This window comes from Kitasatospora sp. NPDC101157, from assembly GCF_044768255.1.
Lineage (GTDB): Bacteria > Actinomycetota > Actinomycetes > Streptomycetales > Streptomycetaceae > Kitasatospora.
In genome coordinates, this window is sequence record NZ_JBIWPL010000007.1 from 189146 (window position 1) to 215535 (window position 26390).

The window sequence follows — 26390 nt, forward strand, 5'->3', positions numbered from 1 at the left end:
GAAAGAGAGTGAACCCTCGTGAAGAAGAGTGCACGCGCGCTCGCGGCCCTGCTGGTGGCCGGCCTGTCCCTGACCGCCTGCAGCTCCAGCGGCTCCGGCTCGGGCGGCTCCGCCGAGGCCGGTGCCCCCGGGGCCCAGGCGCTGGACCAGGCCTCCGGCGTGACCACCGTCGAGTTCTGGCACTCGATGACCGGGAAGAACGCCGACGCGCTGAACGGGCTGGTCAGCCAGTTCAACGCCGCCCACCAGGGCAGGATCGAGGTCAAGGCACAGTTCCAGGGCAAGTACGACGAGCTGGTCACCAAGTACAAGGCCGCGGTGCAGCAGAAGGGCACCCCCGCCCTGGTGCAGGTCTACGACATCGGCACCCGGTTCATGATCGACTCTCGGCAGACCGTTCCCGCCCAGGCCTTCGCCGACAAGGACGGCTACTCGCTGGACGACCTCGACCCGAACATCCGCAACTACTACTCGACGGGCGGCAAGCTGGTCTCGATGCCGTTCAACTCCTCGATGCCGCTGCTCTACCTGAACACCGACGCCTTCAAGGAGGCCGGCCTCGACCCGGCCCAGCCGCCCAAGGACCTCAACGAGCTGGCCGACCTGGCCAGGAAGCTCACCAAGAAGGACGCCGACGGCAAGACCGTCCGCTACGGCTTCGGCGCCGCCGTCTACGGCTGGTTCGTCGAGGAGCTGATCGCCGAGTCCGGCACCATGTACTGCGACAAGGACAACGGGCGCAGCGACAAGGCGGGCAAGGTCGTGTTCGACTCCGCCCAGGGCGCGCAGATCGTCCAGTGGTGGGCCGACCTGGTCAAGGGCGGCTACGCGGCCAACACCGGCCGGGTCACCGACGACGCCCAGGCCGCCTTCAAGTCCGGCACGGTCGCGATGCACCTGGAGTCCACCGGCGTGCTGCGCGGCTACACCGAGGCCGCCAGGTTCGGCGTCGGCACCGCCCCGTTCCCCAAGGTCACCGCCGCCGACCAGGGCGGCCCGGCGATCGGTGGTGCCTCGCTCTGGATCAGCGGCCCGGGGCACTCGGACGCGGAGAAGCGGGCCGCCTGGGAGTTCGAGAAGTTCCTCACCGGCCCCGAGCAGCAGGCCGCCTGGCACACCGGCACCGGATACTTCCCGGTCAACAGGAAGGCCCTGGACGACCCCAAGGACAAGGAGTGGGTGGCCAAGTACCCGCAGTTCCGGACGGCCATCGACCAGCTGAAGGCCACCAAGCCCACCCCGGCCACCGCCGGCTGCCTGCTCGGCGTGATGCCGCAGGCCCGCAAGGGCGTGGAGACCGCCATCGAGCAGACCATCGCGGGCAGCAAGACCGCCCAGCAGGCCCTCTCCGACGCGGCCAAGGAGCTCCAGCCCGCGATCGAGAGCTACAACAGCTCGGTCGGCTGACCCGGCCCGCCCCCGGCAGCACGGCCCGCCCCCGCATTCCGGCCCGCCCGGCGCAGCGCGCGCCCGGCGGGCCGTCGCCGCCACGCCCGTACGCCGTCACACCGTCGCGGCGCATACCGTAGGGGCGTCACACCGTCGCGGCGCACACCGTCGCGGCCGTAGCGCCGGATCAGGCCGAGAGCGCCTCGCCGTCCTCGGGCAGCACGCACGCGCCCGCCAGCTCGTCCAGCGACAGGTCCAGCGCGAAGGCCAGCGCCGCGATGGTGAAGAACGACGGCGTCGGTGCCCGACCGGTCTCGATCTTCCGCAGCGTCTCCGCCGAGACACCGGCCACCGCCGCCACCTCGACCATGCTGCGCTCACCACGCGCCTCACGCAGCAGCGCCCCGAAGCGCTCCCCACGCTCGCGCTCCCACGGGGTCAGCGGAGTCCTCACCATGGCGTCGAGTCTACGGCGTGCCTGACATGCCCGGGCCCTCGTACTGCGCCTCGTGCTTGGCGCAGCCCACGATCTGCTGACGCTGCCCTGTCCTGTCCTGTCCGGACCCGGCGCCGCGATCGTGCGGGCAGTCGCCGACCCGCGGGACATCGGCGCCGGTGCGTTTTCCGGACGGACGGACGGACGGAGCCGGATCGCCGGGTGGGGTTCGCGGACCCTCGACCGTGATACAAATACCGGTATAAGAATTGGATCCCAGGGGAGTGGTTCACCATGGTCGAACTCAAGTCGGACACCGCCCTCGCCGCGATGCGCGAGGCCGGAAGGGTCGTCGCCAACGCCCTGGCGGCGGTGCAGCAGGAGGCGGCGGTGGGCGTGAGCCTGCTGGAGCTGGACGAGGTGGCGCGCGGCGTCCTCGCCGCCGCCGGGGCGAGCTCGCCGTTCCTCGGCTACCGACCGTCCTTCGCGCCCGTGCCCTTTCCGGCCGTGATCTGTGCCTCGGTCAACGACGCGGTGGTGCACGGCATCCCGGACGGCTACCGGCTGCGCGACGGCGACCTGGTGAGCATCGACTGCGGCGCCGTGCTGGACGGCTGGTGCGGCGACTCCGCCGTCAGCTTCACCGTCGGCGCCGCCCGCCCCGAGGACGACGAGCTGATCGCCGCCGCCCGGCGCTCGCTGGAGGCCGGCATCGCCGCCGCCGTGGTCGGCAACCGGATCGGCGACATCGCGCACGCCATCGGCCGGTCCGCCCGGGCCGGGCGCTACGGACTGCTCGACGGCTACGGCGGCCACGGCATCGGCCGCCGGATGCACGAGGACCCGCACGTCCCCAACGAGGGCCGCCCCGGGCGGGGTTACCCGCTGCGCCCGGGCCTGGTGCTGGCGATCGAGCCGATGCTGACGGCCGGCGGCCGCGACGACTACGCCACCGACCCCGACGGCTGGACCCTGCGCACCACCGACGGCACCCGCGCCGCCCACGTCGAGCACACCGTCGCCATCACCGAGGAAGGCCCGCGGATCCTGACAATTCCCTGACAAGTGACGGATGCCACGCGTTCGCGCCCCTCCTGCCGGAGTACCGTGCGGGGCATGAACGATCAGGACTTCACGACCCGGGTCACCGTGCGCGGCTACGAGACCGACACCCAGGGCCACCTCAACCAGGCCGTCTACCTGCAGTACGCCGAGCACGCCCGCTGGGAGTACCTCCAGGCGGCCGGGATCCGCCAGGCCGACCTCGTGGCCAAGGGCGTGGGCCCGGTGGTGCTGGAGACCACGGTGAAGTACCTGCGGGAACTGTGCGCCGGGGACACGGTGGAGATCAGCTGCGCGTTCAGCTGGCGGGAAGGCAAGACCTTCCAGGTGGTGCAGCGGCTGACCCGCGAGGACGGCGTGCTGGCCGCGGAGATCACCGGGGTCGGCGGCATCCTCGACCTGGCGGAGCGCCGGCTGGTCGGCGACCCGCGCGAGCCGCTGCGCGCCCTCGCCTCGGACCCGGGCCTGCTCGGCCTCTGACCGCCCCCGACTCGGCCTCTGACCGGCCCCGAGAGGAATCCCGCCCCTGCGAGGAATCCGGGCCGAGAGGAAGCCCGGACCCCCGTGCTTCGCGGGCCGGTGGCGCCCGGCGGGGGCCGTCACCGTCCGGGGATGGTCGGCGGCGGCGATCAGGGCGGCCAGCCCGGTGGTCACCGGCACCGCGGCGACCAGCCCGATGCTGCCGACCAGGGTGCGGGCGATCTCCTCCGCGACCAGTTCGCTGGTGGCCACCGACACCACCGTCCGGTGGGCGACGGTGAACAGCAGCAGCAGTGGCAGCGCCGCGCCCGCGTACGCGAGGACCAGGGTGTTGACGGTCGAGGCGATGTGGTCGCGGCCGATCCGCATGCCCGTCCGGTACAGCCGGCCCGCGCCCATCGACGGGTCGGCCTCGTGCAGTTCCCAGATCGCCGAGGTCTGGGTGACCGTCACGTCGAACAGCACCCCGAGCGAGCCGATCACGAACCCGGCCAGGAGGAGGCCGCGGATCTCGATGCCGGGGTAGAGGTCGTGGATGAGCCCGGTCTCCTCCGAGGTGTTCCCGGTCAGGTGCGCCCAGGCGGCGAAGACCAGGCTCAGCACCCCGATCAGCACCATGGACACCAGGGTTCCCAGCACCGCCACCGAGGTGCGGGCGGACAGCCCGTGGCACAGGTAGAGGGCGATCAGCATGATCGCGCTGGCGCCGACGATCGCCACCAGCAGCGGGTCCGAGCCGCGGAGGATGGCGGGCAGGATGAACAGTGAGAGCACGGCGAAGCTGATCGCCAGTGCGATCAGCGCGGCCACCCCGCGCCAGCGCCCGACCACCACCACGACGACGGCGAAGAGCCCGGCCAGCACGCCCATCGGCAGGTTCCGGTCCACGTCCACCACGCTGTACCGGAGGTCGGCCGGGGCGTCCGGCGCGTACGTCAGGACGACCCGTTCGCCGAGCTCGTACTGCCGGGGCTCGGCCGGGTGGACGACCACGGTGAAGGTGCGGCCCCGGTCCGGGCCGTCGGTGACCTCCACCGTGTCCTGCCGGCAGGTGCCCTGGTCGGCGGGGTTGAGGTCGCTGCAGGGCAGTTCCCGGACGGCGGTGACCCTGCCGTGCCGGACCTGCTGGTCGAAGCCGACCCCGCTGTGCTGGTGGGCGGGGACACCGTCCGGCCAGAGCACCACCATGCCGACCACCACGGCCACCGCGAACGGGATCAGCACGGCCGCGATCACCTTGCGCAGGTGCGCGGAGACCGGTGCGGCCGGCCCGTGGGCGTGCGAGTGCCCCACGGGTACGGGGCGTCCTTCGTGCCCACCGCCGTCGTGCCCGTGCTCGTGCCCGTGCCCGTGCCCACCGCCGTCGTGCCCGTGCCCGTGCCCGTCGTCCGGATTCCCTGCCGCCACCTCACGCCTCCTCAGACCCGCTCCACAACACCCGAATTCATCGGCGCCCGACCGCCCGCCGTCCCGGAGGCCGCGAACCCTGGGCGCGCCGCCCGGTGGGGCACGGCACACCCCGGCGCCGGGGGCATACCCCACCTCCCACCGGCCAGCTGCCCGCATGGGCCCAAGGCCACCGCCACAGCAGACTCTTGGGCATGCCGAACACCAGCCGTCGAACCGTCACCGCGACCGCCGCCGCCACCGTGGCCGCCGCCCTCGCCGTCTCCGCGCTCACCGCCCTGCCGGCCGTGGCCGACCAGGGGCACCCCCGCCGCGACCACCTCGACTGGACCGCCTGTCAGGGCGAGGTCGACCCCCGCCAGCAGTGCGCCACCGTCACCGTCCCCCTGGACTACAACGACCCGGACGGCCAACAGATCACGCTCGCGATCTCCCGCATCCCCAGCGCCAAGCCCGGCCTGCGCCACGGCGTCCTGCTGACCGTCCCCGGTGGGCCGGGCGGCTCCGGGCTCGACCTCCCCAGCGGCGCGGCCAAGCGCCTCCCGCCGTCCGTCCAGGACCGGTTCGACCTGATCGGCTTCGACCCGCGCGGCGTCGGCCGTTCCACCCCGGTCAGTTGCGGTCTGGACCACGCCGACCTGGCGATGGTCAACCTGCGCCCCTGGCCCGCCGCGGACGGCTCGATCGACGGGAACCTCGCCACCGAACGCCGGATCGCCGAGACCTGCGCCCGCAACGGCGGCCCGGTGCTGCGCAGCATCTCCACCGCCAACGAGGCCCGCGACATCGACCGGATCCGCCAGGCCCTCGGCGAGCGCAAGCTCTCCGCCTGGGGCACCTCCTACGGCACCTACGCCGGAGCCGTCTACGCCACCGAGTTCCCCCAGCACACCGACCGGATCGTGCTGGACAGCAACGACGACCCGGACCCGTCACGGGTCGGCCGGGGCTGGCTGGCCGCCTTCGGCCGGGGCGCGGAGGACCGCTTCCCCGACTTCGCCAAGTGGGCCTCGGCGCCGGACAATCCGGACCGGGTCGCGGACACCCCCGAGCAGGTGCGCCCGCTCTTCCTCGACCTCGCCGCCCGCCTGGACCGCTCGCCGCTGCCCTGGCCGGGCGCCAACCCGGCCGAGCTGAACGGCAACGTGCTGCGCGAGACCATGCTGGAGAGCCTGTACGCGGACGCCAAGTTCCCCGGTCTCGCCCGGCTGATGCTGGCCGGCCTCGGCCGCCGGCCGTTGCCCACCCCGGTCCTGCCTCCCGACCAGGCGGTGCAGAACACCATCGCCGTCTCCGTCGGCACCCTCTGCAACGACGTCAGCTGGCCCGCCGCCCCGGCGGCCTACGCCAGGGACGTCGCCGCCGACCGCGCCGCCCGTCCGCTCACCGCGGGCATGCCGGTGAACGTGATGCCCTGCGCCTTCTGGCCGTTCAAGCCCGCCGAGCCGCCGGTGCGGGTGACCGGCCGCGGCCCGGCGAACGTCCTGCTGGCGCAGAACCTGCGCGACCCGGCCACGCCGTACGGGGGCGCGCTCAAGCTCCGCGCCGCCTTCGGTGACCGCGCCCGGATGGTCACCGTGGACTCCGGCGGCCACGACGTCTACCTGGCGAACGGGAACGTCTGCGGCGACGCGGCGGTAACGGACTTCCTGGTGACGGGCCGTCGCCCGGGCGAGGACGTGTACTGCCCGGCCGGCTGACGCCACCCAGGGCTGACGCCACGCAGGGCTGACGCCTGGGCGGGAAGCGACTGACACGGGGGGAGGCAACGGACCGTGGGCGAACGGTCCTTGTCCCTTCGTGGACCCCCATTCGACCCCCGCACATGAGTCGAACCTGTCGCGATTTTGTGACAATAGTTCGCCAACACGCCGCCCACCGTGGGGATTCGCGGCCTTAATGTTCGGACTATGTCACCGAAGAGCCGCATACCTGCCCCGGACCCGGGCGACACCTGGGTACCGCGCCCCCGGCGCCGACAGACCCCGCTCGGAATCCTGCGCCATGCGGCCACCTTCCTCGGCTCCAGCGTGCTGGGCGGCGTCCTGCTGGCGGGCCTGATCCTCCCGGGGGCGGGCGCGGTCGGACTCGGGGCCAAGAACGGCGCCGAGGGCTTCGAGAGCATCCCCGACGACTTCAAGACCCCGCCGCTCACCCAGGCCACCCAGATCTACGATGCCGAGGGCGGCCTGATCGCCAAGGTCTACGAGCGCGACCGCACCGTGCTGACCGCCGAGCAGATGTCGCCGCTGATCCGCAAGGCCCAGGTGGACATCGAGGACGCGCGCTTCTACGAACACGGCGCGGTGGACCTCAAGGGCGTCCTGCGGGCGATCACCAAGAACGCCGAGAGCGGCGCCGCCGTGCAGGGCGCCTCCACCCTCACCCAGCAGTACGTGAAGAACGTCAACGTCGAGATGGCCGGGGACGATCCGGTGGCGGTGCACGAGGCCCAGCGCAAGACCCTGGGCCGCAAGATCCAGGAACTCCGGTACGCCATCAAGCTGGAGGAGGACCTCTCCAAGGAACAGATCCTCACCAACTACCTGAACATCACCTTCTACGGCCACCAGGCGTACGGCATCCAGGCCGCCTCCCAGCGCTACTTCAGCAAGGACGCCAAGGACCTCACCCTCCCCGAGGCGGCGATGCTCGCCGGACTGGTGCAGAACCCGTCCCAGTACGACCCCAAGCTGCACCCGGTGGCCGCCCAGAAGCGCCGGGACACCGTGCTCGACAAGATGGTCGAGAACAAGCACATCACCGCCGAGCAGGCCAAGGAGGCCAAGGCCACCCCGCTCGGCCTCAACTACCGGGACCCGCAGAACGGTTGCATCACCGCCCAGGCCGGCATGGGCTTCTTCTGCGACTACGTCCGGCACGTCGTCAAGCAGGATCCGGCCTTCGGCAAGAGCGCCGCCGAGCGCAAGAAGCTCTGGGACACCGGCGGCCTGAACATCTACACCACCCTCGACCCGGAGAAGCAGGCCGCCGCCCAGAACGCCGTCTCCACCAAGGTGTACGTCACCGACCCGGTCTCGGCGGCGATGACGATGGTCGAGCCCGGCACCGGCAAGATCCTGGCGATGGCCCAGACCCGCCCCTACGGCCTGGCGAAGGAGAAGAACCAGACCGTCGTCAACCTCAACGTGGACGCGGCGATGGGCGGCGGCATCGGCTTCCAGCCCGGCTCCAACTTCAAGCCGATCGTGGCCGCCGCCGCCCTGGAGGCCGGACTGCCGCCCACCCAGCAGTACGACTCGCCGAACCGGATGGACTGGCCGACGATGAAGACCTGCGACGGCACCTGGAAGAACCTCAGCAAGGGCAAGAAGGACGGGGTCATCCCCAACGAGAGCCCGAGCGAGAAGGGCCCGTACGCCCTCAAGCAGGCGATGGCGCTCTCCGTGAACACCTACTTCGTGCAGATGGAGCAGGAGATCGGGCTCTGCGCCGTCAAGCAGATGGCCAACAAGCTGGGCGTGACGGCCAAGGCGAGCGGCGACCCGCTCCAGGAGGTGCCGGCCCTCGGCCTCGGCACCCAGGAGGTGAGCCCGCTGACCATGGCGAACGTCTACGCGACCTTCGCCGCCCGGGGCGACTACTGCGCGCCGCTGGCGATCAACCGGATCACCACGGTGGACGGCAAGGACGTCCCGGTGCCGCCGGCCCGCTGCAACCAGGTGATGTCCACCGACACCGCCGACGTGGTCAACAGCGTGCTGCTCGGCGTGACCGAGAAGGGCGGCACCGCGCGCGACCTGCGGCTGGACGACGACCGCCAGATCGCCGGCAAGACCGGAACCACGGACGAGAAGAAGTCCGCCTGGTTCACCGGCTACACCGGCAACCTGTCCGGCTCGGTCTGGCTGGGCAGCCCGGGCACCAAGGTGCCCATGCGCAACATCAGGATCGGCGGCCAGTACCAGGCCGAGGTGTTCGGGGCGACCGGCCCGGGACCGATCTGGCAGAAGGCGATGAGCGACGCCGTCCGCACCGTTCCGGACAAGGAGTTCACCACCGTCTACATCCCGGACCCGGTCAGGCACGACCCCGGCTGCGCCACCCCCGGCACCCCGCCCGGCTCGGCCACCTGCACCGGCACGCCCAGCCCGGGCACCACCGGCAGGCCGCGCGGCACCAACCCCACCACCGGCGGCCCGACCACCCGCTACACCCCGACCACCCCACCGGACCCCGAGGACCAGTGACGCCCCGTCACCTTCCTCACGGCCCCGCCCGAGCACCCGCGCTCGTGCGGGCGGCCGGTTGCGGTACGTTGAGGGCGGCTCCCGGCACTTCCATTGCCGGGAGCCGCCCAGGAGTTGAGCAGCCCTGCCTACTGCTGTTCGAGACCGGCGATGGCCAGGACGTCGACGGAGCCGGAGAAGCGGTAGCCGTCCCCGGGGCTGACGGTCGCGTATGAGTGCCAACCGCGCACTGGCGCCTGCCCGCACTCCGGGCGTGCCCACGGTGTCCCGCGCCCGGGACGGCGCCACCGTCCCGAACCGGCGTCCTACCGCGCCTCGACCGGCTCGCCGCTGTCCTGGTCGAGGTTGAACACCCGCCGGTAGGAGTCGGTGACCACGGTGATCTGCGTGCGACCGGTCCAACTCGCCCCCACCAGCCGGGCGTCGGCCGGTGCGCCGCCGATGTCCGCCAGCAGCCAGCGCCGGGCCGACCAGCCTTCGCCGCTCTCCAGCAGCACCTGCCAGTGCTCGCCCGCCTGCGGTCCGGAGCCGTACGAGCGGTGCACCACCACCAGGGTCTGCTCCGCGCCGGCCGGGGCGACCTCCCGGCTGCGGGTCTCGGCCGCCGACACCTTGTGCGCGGTCAGCACGCCGAGCAGGAACACCACCCCGGCGGTGACCGTGACCGCCCGGGTGGCGGCCCGTACGGCGGTGCGGCGGTCGCTCAGCCAGGCGGCGGCGATCAGCGCGGCCAGTGCGCCGCCGAGCAGCAGCTCCGGCCGGTTCAGCAGGTCGGCGACCAGCATCAGGCCGCCCGAGCGGCTCTCCCACTGTCCCTCGGTGTACAGCAGTACGGCCACCGCCCCGCAGGCCAGCAGTGCCCGGATGAGGGCGCGCCTGGCTCGCGGTGTCCGGCTGGTCCGGCGCTCGTTCATCGTCCCCCCGGTCATGTGGTCACAGCTCCGCGAGAAGCTTCCGGCCCTCCGGCCAGTCGCCCAGCCCCGACTCCGAGTTGATGTGCCCGTACGCGCCCGCCTCGACGTGGCGGGCGCCCCAGGCCGCCGCGAACTCGCGGGCCCGTGCCGGAGCCACCCACGGGTCGTCGGTGGAGGAGACCACCACCGCCGGGAACGGGAACCGCTCCAGCGCCACCGGCCGGAAGCCCAGCAGCTCCGGCACCTCGGCGGTGTCGATGTCCGCCGGGGCGACCAGCAGCGCGCCCCGCACGGCGGCGGTCCGCCCGGCCGGCGCCTCCGCGACCCAGCGGGCCACGGTGACGCAGCCCAGGCTGTGCGCGACCAGCACCACCGGTCCCTCGGCGGCGGCCGCCGCCACCGCCGCGTCCACCCGGGCCACCCAGTCGTCCTGGTCCGGGTGGTCCCAGTCCGCCTGCTCGACCCGGCGGAAGGCCTCCGGCTCGGCAACTTGCCAGCGGGTCTGCCAGTGCGCGGGGCCGGAGTTCTGGTAGCCGGGGAGGACGAGGTAGGTGATGCGGTCGGGCATGGCTCCTCCGGGAGTCGGTCGGTCGGGCTGCGGGCGATGGACGTCCGGTGGGCGGACGGTGGGCAGAGGGGTGGTCGGTGGGCAGAGGGGTGGTCGGTGGGTGGTCGGTGAACGGGCAGCACGAGAGTCTAGGCCGCGGCCGCCGAGGCGCCGCAGCCGGGCGCCGCACCCGCTCGGCGGTTCCGTCACCGAGCCGTTCGCCGAGCCGTTCGCCGCACCCGCCACCGCACCCGCCACCGCCCCCGCACCCGCCACCGCCCCCGCCCCCGGCGCGCGCGGCTCGCAGGCGGCGCACGAGCCGGGTGATGCGCCGCCGCACACCCGGTGTGCCCCGTTGCCAACGGCGTGGCCGGTACGGGAGGTTGGACCGAGCCCGAGCGGCGGCGCCTACCGCCCAGGGCTGGAACCAGGCCTGACGCTCGATCACGTGGAGGGATGTCGGCGATGACATCGAAGATCCTGCTCGTCACCGGGGACGCCGCCGAGTCGCTGGAGGTGTTCTACCCGTACCAGCGGCTGCGCGAGGAGGGCTACCAGGTCGACATCGCGGCCCCGACCAAGAAGCGTCTGCAGTTCGTGGTGCACGACTTCGTGGACGGCTACGACACGTACACGGAGAAGCCCGGCTACACCTGGCCCGCCGACATCGCCCTGGCCGACGTCGACCCGGCCGACTACGTCGCCCTGGTCATCCCCGGCGGCCGCGCCCCCGAGTACCTGCGCAACGACCCGGAGGTGCAGCGGATCGCCCGGCACTTCTTCGACGGGGACAAGCCGGTCGCCCAGATCTGCCACGGCCCGCTGATCACCGCCGCCGCCGGGTTGCTCGACGGCCGCCGCACCTCCGCCTACCCCGCGCTCGCCCCGGACATCAAGGCGGCGGGCGCCGAGTTCGTGGAGGGCGAGGCGGTGGTGGACGGCGTGGTCGTCTCGGCCCGCGCCTGGCCCGACCACCCGGCGTGGCTGCGGGCCTTCATCGAGGTGCTGCGCACCAAGGCCCCGCTGAGCTGACCCCGCTCCGCCCGTACCCCGAGAGAACTCGGGGTACGGCTCCGGGTCGCGGTCAGGGTCGCGGGCCCTCCTCCAGGCCGATGACCGCCGCCGAACGCCCTGCCATGGTGTCAACAGCCATGGAACCAGCCGGAGTTGTCGGGACTCCGGTGGCATCGAACCAGGGAGAACGGCATGACCGCCGATCCGACCGCCCTCCGCCGCAGGCTCCGTCGGCCGGTGCTGCGCGCCGCCGTCACGGTCGTCGCGGGCGCCGGGCTGCTCGCCACCCTCGCCCCCGCGGCGATCGCCCAACCCGCCGACCGCTCCCTGGCCTCCGGCTGCCACGGCGCCCTCCACCTCCTCGCCGCCGACCGCGCCGACCGGACGGACTCCGCCGAGGGCCGGACGGACTCCGCCGGGAGCCGGGCCGATCGGGCCGCCGCGGACGCCGCCCTGGCCGGCCTCACCGACCCCGGCTACGCCACCTCTGCCCTCGGCGCCCTCCGCGAGAACGGCCGACTGGTCTGGCGCAACGCCACCGGTGTCGCCGCCCTGGGCGGCCGGCCCGCCGACCCCGACGGCCGCTTCCGGATCGGCAGCGTCACCAAGACCTTCGTCGCCACCACCCTGCTCCAACTCGTCGGCGAGCGGCGGCTTGAGCTCGACGACCGGCTGGAGTGCCTGCTGCCCGGCGTCGTCCCCAACAGCACCGCGATCACCGTCCGGCAGCTGCTCGACCACACCAGTGGCGTCGCCAACTACACCCAGGACCCGGCCTTCGATCCCTACGACCAGGACTGGCTGACCGACCGCCGCTTCCGGCCGTACTCCCTCCAGGACCTGGTCGACATCGCGAACAGGTACCCGCCGGCCTTCCCTCCGGGCCAGGACTGGGCCTACTCCAACACCAACTTCGTGCTGATCGGGCTGATCATCGAGAAGCTCACCGGTCACAGCTGGCAGGAGGAGGTCACCCACCGGATCATCCGCCCGCTCCACCTCACCGGCACCTCGATGCCCGGCGACTCGCCCTTCATCCCGGGCCCGCACGCCCACGGCTACCTCAAGACGGCCGCCGGCCCGGCGGACGTCACCCTGCTCGACCCCTCGATGGCCGGCTCGGCCGGCGCCGGCATCTCCACCACCGCCGACCTCACCGCCTTCGTCGGCGCCCTGCTCGGCGGCCACCTGCTGCCCCCGGCCGAACTCGCCGAGATGGAGCGGACCAGCGCGACCAGCGCGACCGGCGGCGGCCGGAACTACGGCCTCGGCCTCCAGCGCGTGGACACCCCGTGCGGCACCCTCTGGGGCCACGCCGGCGGCATCCCCGGCTACACCACCCTGGTGCTCGGCTCGGCGGACGGCAAGCGCCAGTTCGCCGCCTCCGTCACCGTCTACGACGTCGGGGACGGCACGGCCGCCAATGCCGCCTGGAACAAGCTGGCCGTCACGGCCCTGTGCGGTCCCCAGGCCTCCGCGCTCGGCCCCTCCACCGTGCCCGGCCCCGCACCCGACCTCGCCCGCACCGCGCCCTGACCGGCCCCCTACGCTGACCGGCGACAGATCGCCGACCAGATCGCCGACCGGACCGTCGACAGACCGTCGACCGTCACACCAGGAGGACGAGTCATGGCAGAACCGCTGATCGCCGCCGTCGGGGGCAAGGTGCCCGCCGTCGACCCGGGCGCCTTCCTCGCGCCCAACGCCGTGGTCGTGGGGGACGTCACCGTCGCCGCCGGTGCGAGCATCTGGTACGGCGCGGTGCTGCGCGGCGACGCCGAGTCGATCACCGTCGGCGCGGGCAGCAACATCCAGGACAACTGCACTCTGCACGCCGACCCCGGTTTCCCCCTGGTGGTCGGAGCGCGCGTCTCGGTCGGCCACAACGCGGTGCTGCACGGCTGCACCGTCGAGGACGACGTCCTGGTGGGGATGAGCGCCACCGTCCTCAACGGCGCCCGGATCGGCACCGGCTCCCTGGTGGCCGCCGGGGCCGTGGTCACCCAGGGCACGGACGTCCCGCCCGGCTCCCTGGTCGCCGGCGTCCCGGCGAAGGTCCGCCGCCCGCTGACCGAGGAGGAGAGGACCGGCATCAAGGCCAACGGCGAGGGCTACCTCCTGCTCGCCGAGGCCCACCGGCAGATCTGAGACGTGTCCCCGCGGCCGCTACAGCCGGTCGTAGACGGCGGACAGCCGGTGCAGCACCTCGGCGGCCCGGTCGAGGGCCTCCTCGTCGTAGTCGTCGAGGTCGCTGTGCAGGGCCTCGGCCAGGGCCTGCTGACGCTGCCGGTGGCGGTCGCGGCCCGCGTCGGTGAGGGCGACCAGGACGGAGCGCTTGTCCTCGGGAGGGCGGGTGCGGGTGACGTAACCGGCGTTGACCAGGCCGTTCACCAGCTGGGTGGTGGCGGCGCCGGTGGTCTCGGTGCCGGCGGCGAGCTGGGTGATGGTGAGCGGCCCCTGGTCGGCCAGGGTGCGCAGGGCCCGGGCGTGGGTGAGGGAGAGGGCCCCCGGGGTGCGGGTGGCGCGGCCGCGCAGCCGGGCGTCGGCGGCGCTGAGGCGGTAGGCGGCGCGGGCCAGGCGGTCGAGCGCCTGGGCGCGTCCGGGGGTGGGCGGCGACTCGGTCATGGTCGGGTGTCCTCCTCGGCGGGTTGACAGCAGCTTAGCTTCAGTACTTAATGAATAAGTACTTAATTACTAAGTACTTATCTACATCTCCGGAAGGAGACCGCCATGACCGTCCGTTCCACCGGCCAGAGCTGGGCCCTGGACATCGCCCTCGTCCAGGGCGGCTTCGACGCCCTGCATCCCGAGGCCGTCGGGACCATGGAGCAGCTCGGCCACGACCACACCGACTTCGCGAAGGTGTTCGCGCTGGTCAGGAGTGGTGCAATGTTGCCCAAGGCGTGGGCCACCGTGGCCGGCCAGGCCGAGGAGCGCGCCGCGCACCACGAGCGCGGGGGCTTCGTCCGGACCGCCGCCGACCTCTACCTGCGGGCGGCGGTGATGTGGGGCCGGGCGCAGTACTCGATCTTTGACGCCGCCGATCCGCGCAAGGCGGCCATGCGTGCCCGGGCCAACCACTGCGTGGAGCGTCTGGGCGCCCTGCGCGACGGCCGGGTGCGGCGCGTGGTGCTGGATTTCGAGGGCTCGCGGATCTACGCCCTGCTGCACCTGCCGGCCGGCCGGGTCGAGAACGCGCCCGCCGTCATCCTCGGTCCGGGGATGGACATGATCAAGGAGGACTACATCTGGGCCGCCGAGCGCTACTACACCTCGCGCGGCATGGTCGCGCTGTCCATCGAGGGCCCGGGCCAGGGTGAGAGCCGGGCCGGCGGACTGACCGTGGACCTCGGCAACTACGAGCGGGCGATCGGCCGCTACCTCGACCACCTGGCCTCGCTCCCGGAGGTCGACGCGGAGCGGATCGGCATGTTCGGCATCTCGATGAGCGGTTACTGGGGCTCCCGAGCCGCCGCAACCGACCGCCGGCTGGCCGCGCTCGCCGCCTTCGAGGCCGTCACCGGGGACTTCTCGACGATCTTCGAGCGGGCCCAGCCGACGTTCAAGAACAACTACATGTACATGGCCGGATACACCGACGAGGAGGCCTTCGACCGGGACCTGGCCCACCGGATGCCGCTCGGCGACCTGGTCGCCGACATCACCTGCCCGGTGCTCTACGGCATCGGCGAGTTCGACGAGCTGACCGACCTCGGCCAGGCCATGGAAAGCTTCGAGCGCATCCGGGCTCCCAAGGAGCTGCGGGTCTACGAGGGCGAGTTCCACCCGCTGGGCGGGGTGGCGGCCGAGGCCTTCCGCTTCGGCGCGGAGTGGCTGGAGCGAGCCCTGGGCGGCGAGTTCGCCGACCCCGGCCGCGACGTGCGCCACCATGTCCACCGCGACGGGCGCACCACCGACGGCACGGCCGACCCGGCCTGGTGGCTCGGCGCCGCCCCGGCGGCGCTCACCGACCTCCGCCGGGGTCAGTAGTAGCGCCCTACGGCCCCGGCGGCGCCCAACGACCCCCGCCGGGGTCGGTAGAGCCTACGGCGCCGGGATCAGGGCAGTGTCCGCCGGTTCCCCTGTTGCCCCCGTCGGTTCCCTCGCCGGTTCGACCGGTGCGGGGCCCGGCGGGCGCCGGTCGGCGGCCCAGGCCAGCACGGCCACGGCGGCGCCGGCGGCGGCCAGGCCCGAGCCCACCAGGGTGGGTGAGGTCCAGCCGAACCCGGCGTCCAGCGCCAGCCCCCCGAAGTACGCCCCCTGGGCGTTGGCCAGGTTGAAGGCGCCCTGCACCGTGGCCGAGGCCAGGGTGGGCGCGCTGCGCGCCTTCTGCATGACCAGGGTCTGCACCGCCGGGACGATGGCGAAGCCGAACAGTCCGATCAGCACCACCGTGACGGCCGCCGACCAGCGGGCGTGCGCGGTCACCGCGAACAGCGCCAGGGCGGCCGAGAGCAGGACGAAGGCCGCGCAGACGGTCGGGCGCAGCGCCCGGTCGGCGGCGAACCCGCCGAGTACGTTGCCGATCGTCATCCCCACCCCGAACAGCGCCAGCACCAGGGTCACCGAGCCGGTCGCGTACCCGGAGACCTCGGTGAGCAGCGGCGCGATGTAGCTGTAGCAGGCGAACAGTCCGCCGCAGCCGAGCACCACGGTGGCCAGCGCCAGCCAGAGCTGCCCGCTGCGGAAGGCCCACAGCTCGTGCCGCAGCCCGGACTGGGCGGGGGAGGGGAGGGCGGGCACCAGCCGGGCGATGGCGAGCGTTCCGGCGGCGGCGATCAGCACCACCACCAGCATGGTCGTCCGCCAGCCCAGGTGCTGGCCGAGCAGGGTGGCGGCCGGGACGCCGACGATGTTGGCGACGGTCAGCCCGGAGAACATCACCGCGACCGCCCGGGCGCGCCGGTCCGGCGCCACCAGCTCGGCGGCGGCCACCGCCCCGGCCCCGAAGAAGGCGCCGTGCGGCAGTCCGGTGATCAGGCGGGCGGCGGCCAGGGTCCAGAAGTCGGGCGCCAGGGCGCACAGCAGGTTGCCGGTCGCGAACAGCCCGGCGAGCGCCACGAGCACCGCCTTGCGGGGCTTGCCCGCGGCCAGCGCGGTGAGCAGCGGCGCGCCGACCACCACCCCCAGCGCGTAGGCGGAGATCAGCCACCCCGCCTGCGGGATGGAGACGTGCAGACTGTCGGCGACCTGGGGGAGCAGCCCCATGGCGGCGAACTCGGTGGTGCCGATGGCGAAAGCGGTGACGGCCAGCGCGAACAGCGCGAGAGGCAAGGGGACGGCTCCGGGGTGATGCCCGCGCCAGGGACGGCACGCGGGCGGGTGATTCGTTCACCGGGCATCCTAATCCGGCGGGATGACGCCCCCGTGAGGCCCGTGTGACGAACGGGCATCGGGCGACCGAAACGGGCCCGGGGGACCGTAGGGGGTCGCCGATGCGGCCGTGCCGCGGGAGACTGGGGTCATGTGCCGCAACATCAAGACGCTGCGACCGCCCGTGACGCCCGACGCCGACGAGGAGGATTTCCGCGCCGCCGCGCTGCAGTACGTCCGCAAGGTGTCCGGCTTCCGCGCCCCGGCCGCGCACAACCGCGAGGCCTTCGACCGGGCCGTGGACGCGGTAGCCGAGGCCACCGCCCGACTGCTGGACGAGCTGGAGGTCCGCGGCTCGCACGCCCGGGCCGCGGAGGCCACCGTCTGAGCGCCCGGCGCGTACGGGCCGCCCACAGCGAGCAGGAGCCGGTGATGAACCCCGCCAACCGTTACGCCCTCACCTTCCCCGGTACGCCCGGCACCCAGGCCCCGCAGGACGTGGTCGTGGTCACCCGGACCGATGCCAAGGGGCCGGGCGGGCACCCCGTGTACGAGGACGACAGCGGGATCGTCCGGGCCGAGATCAGCGACGCGGGGGAGGTCCGGATGCTCGCCAGCGGCGGTCACCAGAGCCCGCACGTGCCGGTGCACGCCCATCCGCTGCCGTAGCGGCCGTCCGCCCTGAAGGCCGGCCCGTCCGCCGGAGGGCCGTCCGCCGGAGGGCCGTTCCCGAACTCCCGCCCGCGAGGCGGTGCGTGGGGCACAATCGCCCCATGACCGCAGCGATCTGGCAGGGGACCGTCGTCGCCGAGAGCGAGGACACCGTCGTCGTCGAGGGCAACCACTACTTCCCGCTCGACTCCGTCCGGGCCGAGTTCCTGCGGCCCTCGGACACGACCACGGTGTGCGGCTGGAAGGGCACCGCGAACTACTACACGCTGGAGGTGGCCGGGCGGAGCAACCCGGACGCCGCCTGGTACTACGCCGATCCGAAGCCCGACGGCGAGCACGTCCGGGGCCGGGTGGCCTTCTGGCGCGGGGTGGAGATCACCGAGTAGCGCGCACGGCACCGCTCCCGCACCGGCCCCTGCCCGCCCCCGGCGGTCGGGGGACGGGCGTCGGGGGCCGGCGTTCGGGTCAGTCGGCCGGCCGTCGCGAGTCGGGTCAGGCGGCCGCGGGCGGGGCGACCGCGCCGCGCCCTTCCTTGACGCCGTTCACCATCGCCTGGTGGACGGCCCGCGCGGTGGTCTCGTCCGGCGCGGCCACCGGACTGCCGGAGACCGTGTACCAGTCGAGCGCGCCGGTGTACTGGACGGTCAGCCGGGCCTCGCCGTCCACCCACGTGGTGTGCACGGTGAGGTCGCCGGAGATCGGCCCGACCTCGGCGGTGGTGACCCCGCCGGGGCCGCTGATGATCGACTGGGTGGTCCAGGTCGCCCACGAGCTGCGCGGGTCCGCGGGCGGCCGGGCCTGTCGCCCGGTTTGATCGTGTTCGGTCATGCGCCTATCCTCCCCCGCCGGTGAGCCGCCGCCCGGGCAGCGACACCTGCGGTCGCAGGGACCGCCCGCTTCCACCGGGCGGTCGAGTGGGTGTGGCGGACGGTCAGCTGTTCGGGCCGGATTCGTCCAGCATGGAGTCGCCCTCCGCCTGGGAGGTGTCCTGTGCGTGCAGGTTCTGCATCGAGGTGATGCCCTCCTCGGGGTCTGCGGCGCGGACGTCCTCCTCGCGGTTCGTGCTCACTTTGGAGCGTTCGCTCATGTCGGTCATCGCGGGCTCCGTCTCCTCGGCCGGTCCCGGCGACGCCCGGGCCGGAGGCGTGGCTGGGCCGGGTCGGTCTGTCGCCCCTCCAGCCTGCCTCCGGCCGGGCGCAGGGGCCAGTCGGGTGACCCGCGCGCTCCAGCCACCGACGCCACCGCCAACCGCCGATGCCATCGGCACCCGCCGACGCCGCCGAAACCCATCGAGGCCGGCGTCCCGACGTTCCCGCGCCGCGGACGGTCGGGCTCACCAGGTCACGGGCAGTGACCGCATCCCGTAGATGAACGAGTCGGTACGGAACTCCCGTTCACCCCCGGTGACGGCCGGCCGCAGCCCGGGCAGCCGCCGGAACAGGGTCTCCAGGGCGATCTGGAGTTCGGCACGAGCGAGTGGCTGGCCCAGGCACTGGTGCACGCCGAAGCCGAACGCCATGTGCCGGCGGGCGTCGCGCTCCAGGTCCAGCTCGTCCGTGGGCCGCCGGTCGGCGCCGCCGAACACCTTCTCGTCCCGGTTGGCGGTGGAGACCATCGCTATCACGCCCTCCCCGGCCCGGACGGTGACGCCGCCGAGCTCCACGTCCTCCAGTGCCACCCGGGGCAGTCCGGTGTGCACGATGGTCAGCAGGCGCAGCAGCTCCTCGACCGCGCCGGGCAGCGCGGCCGGGTCGGCGAGCCTGGCGACCTGCTCGGGGTGCTCCAGCAGCAGGGCGGTCGACAGCGAGATCATGTTCGCGGTCGTCTCGTGCCCCGCGATCAGCAGCAGCACCCCGGTGCTGGCGACCTCGTGCAGGGTCAGGTCGTCCCGTACGGCGAGCCGGCTGAGGATGTCGTCCTCCGGCTGCTCGCGCTTGCGGGCCGCCAGGGTGCGCAGGTACTCCAGGACCTCGTCCTGGGCCGCCTTGAGCTGCTCCGTGGTGCTTCCCCGGCTGAGCAGGGTGCGGCTCAGGCCCTGGAAGCGGTCCCGGTCCTCGTAGGGCACACCGAGCAGCAGGCAGATCACCAGCGAGGGCACCGGCAGCGCGAACTCGGCGACCAGGTCGGCCTCGGTGCGGCCCTCGGTCATCCGGTCCAGTGCCTCGTCCACGATCCGCTGGATGTCCGGGCGCAGCGCGGCCACCCGCTTGACCAGGAAGTCACCGGTGACCATGCGGCGCTGCCGGGCGTGCTCGGGGTCGTCGAGCCGCAGGAAGCTCGGGTTGTCGCTGACCAGCGTCTCGCGGCTGCCGGGGACCAGCAGGGGGAACGCCGGGTGGCGCACGTCCGCGCTGAACCGGCGGTCGGACAGGACGGTGCGGACCTCGGCGTAGCCGGTCGCCAGCCAGCAGGAGCTGCCGTCGGGCAGGTCGGCGCGGGTCATCGGGCCGGTGGCGGCGGCCTCGGTGTACGCGGGCGGCGGGGCGAACGGGCAGCCGCTGGAGTGCGGGGCCGGCAGGGGGACGGCCTGGGCGGCGGGTGTGGTGGTCACGGTGGGGGTCTCCTCGCGTCGCGGTGTGCCGGGGTCGCGGTGTCCTCGTGGGGTCGTCGTGGGCCGTGGTGTCGTCGTGGGCCGTGGGGTCGTCGTGGGCCATGGTGTTCTCACGGGCCGTGGTGTTCTCGTGGGTGGTGGGGCCGCCCCCGCCGGTCAGGTGCCGGTCCGGTCCGTCCCGTCCGCGGTGACGGTGATCGCGCCGCCCGGGCAGAGCTCGGCAGCCAGTCCGACGGCCTCGAACTGGTCCGGCCGCAGCGTCGTCCGACGGAGTCTCACCAGGCTGTCCCGCTCGTCCTGGTCGAAGACCTCGGGGGCGTTCATGACGCACATCCCGGAGCTGCAACAACGGTCCCGGTCGACGCTCACCTGCATGTCGGGCACCTCTCGCCAGTGCGCCGCCGGCTGCCCGGCGGCCGCCTCTCGTTGTCATGGCCAACCTAACCGCCGCTCGTCCGTCCACGGAGTGCGCGGTGGCCGGATCACCGAGATTGGCCGATTCGACACTCGTGCCAACCGGCTCGCGGGTGAGCAGGTTTGAGCTTTCGACCCACCAGCGGGGCGGCGAACGGCGCTGCGTCACGAGTCGGGGTTCACAGTCCCTCGGCGGCCGCCAGGTCCCGTACGGTGGCGACGGTGTCCGCCTCGGCGGCGCTCTTGTCCGGCCGGTAGCGCACTACCCGGGCGAACCGCAGCGCCAGCCCGGCGGGGTAGCGGGGGCTGCGCTGGAGGCCGTCGAAGGCGATCTCGACGACCAGTTCCGGCCGGACCCACACCGTCCGGGCGTCCCGCCCGGTCTCCCGGGCGAGCAACTCGGCGGTCTGCCAGGTGAGGGTCGCGTCCGTCAGGCCCTTGAAGGTCTTGCCGAGCATCACCCACGGGCCGAGGCCCGGCTCGGCCGCGGCAGCCCGGGCCCCCAGGTGCAGATTGCTCAGGAATCCCTGGCGGCGGCCGCTGCCCCACTCGGCGGCCAGCACCACCAGGTCCAGGGTGTGCCGGGGCTTCACCTTGATCCAGCCCGCCCCGCGCCGCCCTGCCGCGTACCCGGCCGCCGGGTCCTTCACCAGCACGCCCTCGTGGCCGAGCGCCAGCGCCTCCCGGAAGAACGCGAGGGCCTGCGCCCGGTCCCCGGTCTCCGTCCGGGCCACCCGCAGCGCCTCCGGCACCGCCTCGTCCAGCGCCGCCCAGCGCTCCCGGCCGGAACGGTCCACCAGGTCCTCGCCGTCCCGGTGCAACAAATCGAAGAAGTAGACGCTGAGCGGCACTTCGGCCCTCAGTCGGCCCGGGTCCTGCCGGGAGGCGGAGCGTGCCGCGGTCTCCTGGAACGGGCGCGGCCGCCCGTCCCGACCGAGCGCGATCGCCTCGCCGTCCAGCACCGCCGTCCGCACCGGCAACGCGAGCGCGGCCTCCACCACCTCGGGCACCCGCGCGGTGATGTCGTCCAGGCTGCGGGTGAACACCGCGACCTCGCCACCGTCCCGGTGCACCTGCACCCGGATCCCGTCCAGCTTCCACTCCACCCCCGCCGGACCGGTGCGCTCCAGCGCCGACGCCACGTCCGGCGCCGAAGCCGCCAGCATCGGCCGCACCGCCCGGCCCACCTCCAGGCCGAACCCGGCCAGCGCCGCTGTGCCGCCCCGCAACGCCGCCTCCGCGACCGCGCGCGCCGACCCCCGGAACATCAGCGCCCGCCGCACCGCCGCCACCGGCACCCCGGCCGCCTGCGCGACCGCCTCCCCGACCAGCGCGTCCAGGGCCCCCTGCCGCAGATCACCGACCAGCACCGCCCGCAGGAACCCCTGCTCCACCTCCGTCGCCCGCCCGAACAGCCCCACCAGCAACCGCCGCCGCTCCGCCTGCGACCCCGGCCCGCTCACCCCCGCGAGCCGTTCCAGCTCCCGTTCCACCTCCCGGACCCCCAAGGAGGCCTCCGCCGCCGGCCCCGGCAGGTCCCGCAGGCCCGCCCACCCCACACCCGTCCGCAGCCGCTGCGCCTCGCCCGACAGCAGCACCACCGCCGCCGCCCCCTCCTCCGCCCCCAACTCCCGCAGGCACCCCGCCAACAACGCCACCTTCGCCCGCCGCCCGGGCTCCGCCGCCACCTCCCGCGACACCACCGCCAACCGCCACAATCCCATCCGCCCACACCTCCACCCCCAGCATCGGCGCCCGGGCCCGGCCGTGCACCCGGACAGCACCCGCGGGGGAGCGACCCTCCGGAACCCCACGTACTGCCCCGGACCCGCGACGACCGCTGCAAGAGGCCATCCGGACAGGGAAAACGCAACTTCGACACGGCCCGGAGAAGCGGCTACCTTCCACCTGGTCCTCGGCGATCGCCCACGGTCGCACAGGAGTTCCTTGAGGCTGAGCCACCCGTGACAGGGAAGTCGGTCATGCCCGGCGAACCCTCGGCCCCGCACGTGAGTCACCGAACCGGCTCCGCACCCACCAGGCACCCCCCGACCAGGGAGAGACGCATGCCCCATCTCGCGCTGTACACGTTCGGCACCCTGAAGTCTCCTCTCGTCGACCCCGCACCTCTCACGAACGAGTTCTACGACGTCGGCGCGACCGTCTATCAGGAGATCAGCCGGCACCCCGGGTACCTCGCGCACGCCGAAGCGGCGGACGCCGAACGGGGCGTGCTCTTCGAGGCGGACTGGGGCGCCTGGGGAGAATTCGTCGTACCGGCCTGGTACGGCAAGGGTCGTACCAGGGAGACCACCGCCCTGGCCGCTACCCTCTCGCTCTGGGCCGACCTGAGCTCCGCCTTCGATGCCGTTTACTCCGGCCTGCACCGTCAGTCGCTGGCCAGGCGACATGACTGGGTCGAGAGGACGGAGCACCCGAACTACGTGGCCTGGTGGGTCTCCGAAGGAGTGATACCCACCTGGCGGGACGCGGTGTCCAGGCTGGAGCGCCTCCACGGCCACGGCTCCGCGCCGCACGCCTTCACCTTCCGCGACTCGTTCACCCCGGACGGAACTCCGGTCAGGGTCAAGGGCGTTGGGAAGAGCCGGGACCACTGACGGGGGAGTCGCCGTGTCGATCGAGTTCGTTCGCCGGGTGGACGGCCTGGTTCACCGCTACCGCCGGGACGGCGAGTTCAACGGCAGGCCGTCGTTCAGACGGGTGGACCTCGACGTCCGGTGCCGGTGGCTGCCCGAGCGGGGCTGGTGCACCGTCGGTGCCGACGGGATCCCCAACGGCTGGCCGCTGCACGGGAGATCGGACGGGGTGTTCCCGCCGCTGGGCCCGTGGCGCAGTTGGAAGGCCGGCAGGTCGTACCTCTACGACCTGCGCTGCCCCTGCCCGGTCAGAGCCGGGTGAGCTCGCCCAGGCCCAGGGTGCGCAGGGTGTGGTTGGCCAGCTGGAGGTGGCCGACGGCGTTGGGGTGGGCGGGGTCGTCGAGCCACGCGATCGCCTCGCCGTCGGGGAAGGTGGCGAGCCAGTGCGCCTCGTGGTCGACGAGCAGTGCGCCGGTCTCTGCTGCGAGTTCGCGGACGGCCCGGCAGTACAGGGGCAGTTCGAGGTGGGGCATGTTCCCGGCGTGGCTGACCACGACGGGCGTGTGCAGCACGATCTGCGCACCGGAGCTCCGGCGGATGATCTCGCGCATGGCGTCGCGGAACTCCGCGACCCCGTCCGCCCCGGCGTGCGCGTCGTTGGTACCGAGCGACAGCGACAGCACGTCCGGCGCGAACCGGCCGATGACGAAGTCGTACGCCCCGAGCACGTCGGTGGCCCGCCAGGCGGACACGCCGGTGTTGATCACGATGTCCGTCAGCCGGTCCAGCTGCCAGCAGATCCGTTCCCGCACGTGCTCGACCCAGCCGCGCGCGCCGTGGGTGTGTTCGACGGCCTGGGTGATGCTGTCCCCGGCCATCACCCAGGTCATCGGATCGTCGGAGAGCTCGACCACGGGACGTTTCCCCCTCGGATGTCCTCGCAGCTTCCTGCTGCGACGCTCGGGCAGTCGATCCTGGAGCTCGCTCGACCGGCAAGCGTTCACCAGGGTACGGGCATTCCGTCCCAGGTGAGGAGCCCGCCGTTCTGCGAACGCCGTACCGTCCACCCAGCGTTACTGCTTGACATGGTGCGTAATACTGTAACGCGCGTGGTCCGGGGCGCCGTCGGAGCCGGCCGCGCCCGCGTACTCGCCCTGCAGCTCGGAGCACCACATGCACCCTTTCCTCGACCACCCGGGGCCGCTGGCCTTCGCGCACCGGGGCGGTGAGCTCGGGCACCCGGAGAACTCGCTGGCCGCGTTCGAGGCCGCCGTGGCGCTGGGGTACCGGTACCTGGAGACGGATGTGCACGCCACCGCGGACGGTGTGCTGGTGGCCTTCCACGACTCCCGGCTGGACCGGGTGACCGACCGCCGCGGAGCGGTGGCCGAGCTGCCGTGGGAGGAGGTCCGCCGGGCCCGGATCGGAGGCACCGAGCCGGTGCCGCTGCTGGAGGACCTGCTCGGCGCGTTCCCCGGGGCCCGTTTCAACGTGGACGTGAAGGCGGCGCCGGCCGTCGGGCCGCTGGTCGAGGCGATCCGCCGGACCGCCGCCTGGGACCGGGTCTGCGTCGGCGGCTTCTCCGACAGCCGCCTCGCCGCCGTCCGCGCCGCCGCCGGTCCCCGGCTGGCGACCTCGCTGGGCCCGCGCGAGGTGGCCCGGCTGCGGCTGCGCTCGCTGGCCGGTCCGCTGCTGCCCGGACGCGCGGCGCCGTTCGCCGGGGTGTGCGCGCAGGTGCCGGAGCGGCACAAGGGGGTGCGGGTGGTCGACCGCGCCTTCGTCCGGGCCGCCCACCGGCTCGGACTGCAGGTCCACGTGTGGACTGTGGACGATCCCACACGGATCGGGGCTCTCCTCGACCTGGGTGTGGATGGCATCATGGCGGATCGCATCGACGTCCTGCGGGACGTCCTCGGCGAGCGCGGCTGCTGGACGGACGGCAGCACCGGCTCCAGCACGGTGAAATAGGAGCCCCATGAGCACCACGGACCACTTGCCGGACGACGTCTCGTCGCCCCCGGCGTCCGCCGGCGAAGGCCGGGACCTGCGCCGGATGCAGTTCGGCTGGTACGTCAACGACTGGGCCAACGCCGCCTTCTCGGCCACCGTCCTGACGGTGTTCCTCGGGCCGTACCTGACCGAGGTGGCGAAGAACGCCGCCGACGCGTCCGGCGACGTGCACCCGCTGGGCCTGACGATCCGTGCCGGATCGTTCTTCCCGTACACGGTCTCCTTCTCGGTGCTGATCTCGGTCGCGGTGATGCTGCTGACCGGCACGGTCGCCGACCGCACCGGGCGGCACAAGGAACTGATGTGCGGCTTCGCCTACGTCGGCGCGCTCGCCACCATGGGGATGTTCCTCCTGCACGGCGACCGCTACCTGCTCGGCGGCGCGCTGCTGGTGGTCGCCAACGTCGCCTACGCGGTGTCCGTGGCGCTCTCCTACGCCTACCTCCCGGGCCTGGCCGCCCCCGACGAGCGCGACGCGGTCTCCTCCAAGGGCTGGGCGTACGGCTACGCGGGCGGCGGGCTGCTGCTGATCGCCAACCTGGCGCTGTTCCAGGGCCACGACGCGCTCGGCCTGTCCTCGGGCACCGCCGTGCGGATCTGCCTGGCCTCGGCCGGCCTGTGGTGGGCGCTGTTCACGATCGTCCCGATGCTGCGGCTGCCCTCCCGGGCCGGCGTCGTGCGCGAGCGCGCCGCGGCCGCGCCCGACCGGCCCGCGGCCGGCAGCCTGCGCGAACTCGGCCGCACCCTCAAGGGCATGCGCAAGCACCCGCTGACGCTGCTCTACCTGGCCGCCTTCCTCTGCTACAACGACGGCATCCAGACCGTCGTCTCGCAGGCCTCGCTGTACGGCAGCGAGGAGCTCGGGATGGAGCAGACCTCGCTGGTCATCGCGGTCCTGATGGTCCAGATCGTGGCGATCGGCGGTGCGCTGCTGCTCGGCCGGATCGCCCGCCGCCACGGCGCCAAGAAGACCATCCTCGGCTCGCTGGTCGGCTGGGTGGTCACGCTGGCCCTCGGCTACTCCATGCCCGCCCACCAGCCGGTCTGGTTCTACGTCCTGGCCTGCATGATCGGCCTGGTGCTCGGCGGCAGCCAGGCGCTCTCCCGCTCGCTGTTCTCCCACCTCATCCCGGCGGGCCGGGAGGCCGAGTACTTCAGCGTCTACAAGGTCAGCGACCGCGGCACCAGCTGGATGGGGCCGCTGGTCTTCGGCCTCGCCTACCAGGTGACCGGCAGCTACCGCTCGGCGATCATCTCGCTGCTGGTCTTCTTCGTGATCGGCTTCGCGGTGCTGGTGAAGGTCCCGGTGCGCCGCGCCATCGAGGCCGTCGGCAACCCGGTGCCCGAGCGGCTCTGACCCGGTCCCGGGCGGC

27 protein-coding genes and 1 pseudogene are annotated in these 26390 nt (G+C 73.2%); 16 read left to right on the forward strand and 12 right to left on the reverse strand.

Going from position 1 to position 26390, the window contains the following annotated elements:
• Positions 1 to 18: 18 nt before the first annotated feature.
• Positions 19 to 1407, forward strand: a complete 1389-nt coding sequence (locus ACIRVF_RS17855) for an ABC transporter substrate-binding protein (protein ID WP_402818022.1) — start codon at positions 19 to 21, stop codon at positions 1405 to 1407.
• 169 nt (positions 1408 to 1576) lie between these two features.
• Here ACIRVF_RS17855 and ACIRVF_RS17860 read toward each other — a convergent pair whose 3' ends face one another.
• Positions 1577 to 1846 (reverse strand): helix-turn-helix domain-containing protein, encoded by a 270-nt coding sequence (locus ACIRVF_RS17860; protein ID WP_030285102.1) that lies wholly within the window; start codon positions 1844 to 1846, stop codon positions 1577 to 1579.
• A gap of 273 nt (positions 1847 to 2119) precedes the next feature.
• On the opposite strand from ACIRVF_RS17860, the gene map reads away from it, so the two are divergent.
• Together map and ACIRVF_RS17870 are read left to right on the forward strand one after the other, a co-directional pair.
• Positions 2120 to 2887, forward strand: a complete 768-nt coding sequence (gene map, locus ACIRVF_RS17865; protein ID WP_402818025.1) for a type I methionyl aminopeptidase — start codon at positions 2120 to 2122, stop codon at positions 2885 to 2887.
• 54 nt (positions 2888 to 2941) lie between these two features.
• Positions 2942 to 3367: an acyl-CoA thioesterase gene (locus tag ACIRVF_RS17870; protein WP_402818028.1), complete on the forward strand. Its 426-nt coding sequence runs from the start codon at positions 2942 to 2944 to the stop codon at positions 3365 to 3367.
• Positions 3368 to 3454: 87 nt separating this feature from the next.
• Here ACIRVF_RS17870 and ACIRVF_RS17875 read toward each other — a convergent pair.
• Positions 3455 to 4933, reverse strand: a pseudogene (locus tag ACIRVF_RS17875) (YibE/F family protein); the annotation flags it as partial.
• Positions 4934 to 4968: 35 nt separating this feature from the next.
• Here ACIRVF_RS17875 and ACIRVF_RS17880 point away from each other — a divergent pair.
• Positions 4969 to 6474, forward strand: a complete 1506-nt coding sequence (locus ACIRVF_RS17880; RefSeq protein ID WP_402818031.1) for an alpha/beta hydrolase — start codon at positions 4969 to 4971, stop codon at positions 6472 to 6474.
• A gap of 210 nt (positions 6475 to 6684) precedes the next feature.
• Positions 6685 to 8985, forward strand: coding sequence for a transglycosylase domain-containing protein (locus ACIRVF_RS17885; RefSeq protein ID WP_402818034.1), 2301 nt, complete (start codon positions 6685 to 6687; stop codon positions 8983 to 8985).
• Between the two features lie 305 nt (positions 8986 to 9290).
• Here the strand turns inward: ACIRVF_RS17885 and ACIRVF_RS17890 are convergent, their stop codons facing one another.
• Together ACIRVF_RS17890 and ACIRVF_RS17895 are read right to left on the reverse strand one after the other, a co-directional pair.
• On the reverse strand, positions 9291 to 9914 hold the full coding sequence (locus ACIRVF_RS17890; RefSeq protein ID WP_402818037.1) for a hypothetical protein: 624 nt from the start codon (positions 9912 to 9914) through the stop codon (positions 9291 to 9293).
• A gap of 4 nt (positions 9915 to 9918) precedes the next feature.
• Positions 9919 to 10467 (reverse strand): RBBP9/YdeN family alpha/beta hydrolase, encoded by a 549-nt coding sequence (locus tag ACIRVF_RS17895; RefSeq protein WP_402818039.1) that lies wholly within the window; start codon positions 10465 to 10467, stop codon positions 9919 to 9921.
• 444 nt (positions 10468 to 10911) lie between these two features.
• Between ACIRVF_RS17895 and ACIRVF_RS17900 the strand changes: the two genes are divergently transcribed.
• The 3 genes from ACIRVF_RS17900 (at position 10912) to ACIRVF_RS17910 (ending at position 13608) form a co-directional block, all read left to right on the forward strand.
• Complete coding sequence (locus tag ACIRVF_RS17900) at positions 10912 to 11478, forward strand: DJ-1/PfpI family protein (protein WP_402818041.1); 567 nt, start codon at positions 10912 to 10914, stop codon at positions 11476 to 11478.
• A gap of 174 nt (positions 11479 to 11652) precedes the next feature.
• Positions 11653 to 12996 (forward strand): serine hydrolase domain-containing protein, encoded by a 1344-nt coding sequence (locus ACIRVF_RS17905; RefSeq protein ID WP_402818044.1) that lies wholly within the window; start codon positions 11653 to 11655, stop codon positions 12994 to 12996.
• A gap of 93 nt (positions 12997 to 13089) precedes the next feature.
• Complete coding sequence (locus tag ACIRVF_RS17910; RefSeq protein ID WP_402818047.1) at positions 13090 to 13608, forward strand: gamma carbonic anhydrase family protein; 519 nt, start codon at positions 13090 to 13092, stop codon at positions 13606 to 13608.
• Positions 13609 to 13626: 18 nt separating this feature from the next.
• Here the strand turns inward: ACIRVF_RS17910 and ACIRVF_RS17915 are convergent, their stop codons facing one another.
• Positions 13627 to 14085: a MarR family winged helix-turn-helix transcriptional regulator gene (locus ACIRVF_RS17915; RefSeq protein WP_402818049.1), complete on the reverse strand. Its 459-nt coding sequence runs from the start codon at positions 14083 to 14085 to the stop codon at positions 13627 to 13629.
• A gap of 105 nt (positions 14086 to 14190) precedes the next feature.
• On the opposite strand from ACIRVF_RS17915, the gene ACIRVF_RS17920 reads away from it, so the two are divergent.
• A complete protein-coding gene (locus ACIRVF_RS17920; RefSeq protein WP_402818052.1) occupies positions 14191 to 15450 on the forward strand; it encodes an alpha/beta hydrolase in 1260 nt (419 codons plus the stop codon).
• Between the two features lie 54 nt (positions 15451 to 15504).
• On the opposite strand, the gene ACIRVF_RS17925 is transcribed toward ACIRVF_RS17920, so the two are convergent.
• Positions 15505 to 16734, reverse strand: a complete 1230-nt coding sequence (locus ACIRVF_RS17925; RefSeq protein ID WP_402818055.1) for an MFS transporter — start codon at positions 16732 to 16734, stop codon at positions 15505 to 15507.
• A gap of 190 nt (positions 16735 to 16924) precedes the next feature.
• On the opposite strand from ACIRVF_RS17925, the gene ACIRVF_RS17930 reads away from it, so the two are divergent.
• The 3 genes from ACIRVF_RS17930 (at position 16925) to ACIRVF_RS17940 (ending at position 17831) form a co-directional block, all read left to right on the forward strand.
• The gene (locus ACIRVF_RS17930) at positions 16925 to 17161 is read left to right on the forward strand and encodes a DUF2277 domain-containing protein (RefSeq protein ID WP_402818058.1); all 237 of its coding nucleotides are present in this window, start codon (positions 16925 to 16927) and stop codon (positions 17159 to 17161) included.
• Positions 17162 to 17205: 44 nt separating this feature from the next.
• Positions 17206 to 17442 carry a DUF6296 family protein gene (locus tag ACIRVF_RS17935; RefSeq protein ID WP_402818061.1) on the forward strand — a complete coding sequence of 79 codons (237 nt, stop codon included), beginning with the start codon at positions 17206 to 17208 and terminating at the stop codon, positions 17440 to 17442.
• Between the two features lie 104 nt (positions 17443 to 17546).
• Positions 17547 to 17831: a DUF427 domain-containing protein gene (locus ACIRVF_RS17940; RefSeq protein WP_402818064.1), complete on the forward strand. Its 285-nt coding sequence runs from the start codon at positions 17547 to 17549 to the stop codon at positions 17829 to 17831.
• A gap of 106 nt (positions 17832 to 17937) precedes the next feature.
• On the opposite strand, the gene ACIRVF_RS17945 is transcribed toward ACIRVF_RS17940, so the two are convergent.
• The 5 genes from ACIRVF_RS17945 to ACIRVF_RS17965 form a co-directional block, all read right to left on the reverse strand.
• The gene (locus ACIRVF_RS17945) at positions 17938 to 18273 is read right to left on the reverse strand and encodes a hypothetical protein (RefSeq protein ID WP_402818067.1); all 336 of its coding nucleotides are present in this window, start codon (positions 18271 to 18273) and stop codon (positions 17938 to 17940) included.
• A gap of 103 nt (positions 18274 to 18376) precedes the next feature.
• Positions 18377 to 18541 (reverse strand): hypothetical protein, encoded by a 165-nt coding sequence (locus tag ACIRVF_RS17950; RefSeq protein WP_402818070.1) that lies wholly within the window; start codon positions 18539 to 18541, stop codon positions 18377 to 18379.
• A gap of 237 nt (positions 18542 to 18778) precedes the next feature.
• Entirely contained in the window at positions 18779 to 19996 is a 1218-nt protein-coding gene (locus ACIRVF_RS17955) for a cytochrome P450 (RefSeq protein WP_402818073.1), read from the reverse strand.
• Between the two features lie 156 nt (positions 19997 to 20152).
• Positions 20153 to 20371, reverse strand: coding sequence for a ferredoxin (locus ACIRVF_RS17960; RefSeq protein WP_402818076.1), 219 nt, complete (start codon positions 20369 to 20371; stop codon positions 20153 to 20155).
• A gap of 218 nt (positions 20372 to 20589) precedes the next feature.
• Positions 20590 to 22134 carry an ATP-dependent DNA ligase gene (locus tag ACIRVF_RS17965; RefSeq protein ID WP_402818079.1) on the reverse strand — a complete coding sequence of 515 codons (1545 nt, stop codon included), beginning with the start codon at positions 22132 to 22134 and terminating at the stop codon, positions 20590 to 20592.
• 342 nt (positions 22135 to 22476) lie between these two features.
• Here ACIRVF_RS17965 and ACIRVF_RS17970 point away from each other — a divergent pair, with 342 nt between their 5' ends.
• Both ACIRVF_RS17970 and ACIRVF_RS17975 read left to right on the forward strand, forming a co-directional pair.
• On the forward strand, positions 22477 to 23028 hold the full coding sequence (locus tag ACIRVF_RS17970) for a DUF3291 domain-containing protein (RefSeq protein WP_402818082.1): 552 nt from the start codon (positions 22477 to 22479) through the stop codon (positions 23026 to 23028).
• 13 nt (positions 23029 to 23041) lie between these two features.
• Positions 23042 to 23329 carry a hypothetical protein gene (locus ACIRVF_RS17975; protein ID WP_402818085.1) on the forward strand — a complete coding sequence of 96 codons (288 nt, stop codon included), beginning with the start codon at positions 23042 to 23044 and terminating at the stop codon, positions 23327 to 23329.
• Here ACIRVF_RS17975 and ACIRVF_RS17980 read toward each other — a convergent pair.
• A complete protein-coding gene (locus ACIRVF_RS17980; RefSeq protein ID WP_402818088.1) occupies positions 23316 to 23921 on the reverse strand; it encodes an SGNH/GDSL hydrolase family protein in 606 nt (201 codons plus the stop codon). The two genes, ACIRVF_RS17975 and ACIRVF_RS17980, sit on opposite strands and share 14 nt — an antisense overlap.
• A 259-nt stretch (positions 23922 to 24180) precedes the next feature.
• On the opposite strand from ACIRVF_RS17980, the gene ACIRVF_RS17985 reads away from it, so the two are divergent.
• Both ACIRVF_RS17985 and ACIRVF_RS17990 read left to right on the forward strand, forming a co-directional pair.
• Positions 24181 to 24975: a glycerophosphodiester phosphodiesterase gene (locus ACIRVF_RS17985; RefSeq protein WP_402818091.1), complete on the forward strand. Its 795-nt coding sequence runs from the start codon at positions 24181 to 24183 to the stop codon at positions 24973 to 24975.
• A 7-nt stretch (positions 24976 to 24982) separates the two neighbouring features.
• Entirely contained in the window at positions 24983 to 26374 is a 1392-nt protein-coding gene (locus tag ACIRVF_RS17990; RefSeq protein WP_402818093.1) for an MFS transporter, read from the forward strand.
• The last annotated feature ends 16 nt before the right edge of the window (positions 26375 to 26390 follow it).